This window comes from Pantoea sp. UBA5923 (assembly GCF_002431095.1).
In the GTDB taxonomy this organism is placed as follows: domain Bacteria; phylum Pseudomonadota; class Gammaproteobacteria; order Enterobacterales; family Enterobacteriaceae; genus Pantoea; species Pantoea piersonii.
The window spans coordinates 37,676-38,296 of record NZ_DJDN01000060.1 but is presented as its reverse complement, the minus strand read 5'-3'; the positions used below and the strand labels follow the sequence as shown (position 1 = coordinate 38,296).

Below are 621 nucleotides of genomic sequence, written 5' to 3'. Positions count from 1 at the left end.
TGGCGACGGCGGTGGTGCTGGGAATGTTGCTCTACTGGGGCGGCGTTCGCCTGAATATGGCGTACTTCTTCCGCTGGAGCAGCCTGTTTATTTTGTTTGTCGCTGCCGGGCTGGCGGCGGGCGCTATCCGCGCATTTCATGAGGCGGGCCTCTGGAATCACTTTCAATCTGTCGCCTTCGATCTGAGCAACGTGCTCTCCACGCATTCGCTGGCGGGTACGCTGCTTGAGGGCGTGCTCGGCTATCAGGAGACGCCCAGCATCAGCGAAGTGGCCGTCTATTTTCTTTATCTTATTCCGGCGCTGCTGCTGTTTTTACTGCCGGCTCGTCCGGCGCGCCAACTTTCTACTAAACAGGGATAACTTTATGATGATTCGCTTTCGCCGCAAAACTCTGCTGGCTTCTTTGCTGGCGTTGTCGGGAACCGCTGCGGCTGCCGATATTCCGCAAGTTACCGTCAGCGTGACGGATACCCAGTGCGAACCGATGCAGCTAACGGTCAAGGCAGGTAAAACCCAGTTTCTGATTAAGAACAACAGCCAGAAAGCGCTGGAGTGGGAGATTCTGAAAGGCGTTCTGGTGGTGGAAGAGCGTGAGAATATCGCGCCGGGCTTCAGCCAC

2 protein-coding genes are annotated in these 621 nt (G+C 56.5%); both read left to right on the top strand.

The features are described 5' to 3' along the window. On the top strand, positions 1-362 hold a 362-nt coding region (locus tag B3797_RS14255), incomplete at its 5' end, for an FTR1 family protein (RefSeq protein WP_311791422.1). Positions 363-366: 4 nt separating this feature from the next. Next, on the top strand, positions 367-621 hold a 255-nt coding region (locus B3797_RS14250; RefSeq protein WP_311791421.1), incomplete at its 3' end, for a cupredoxin domain-containing protein.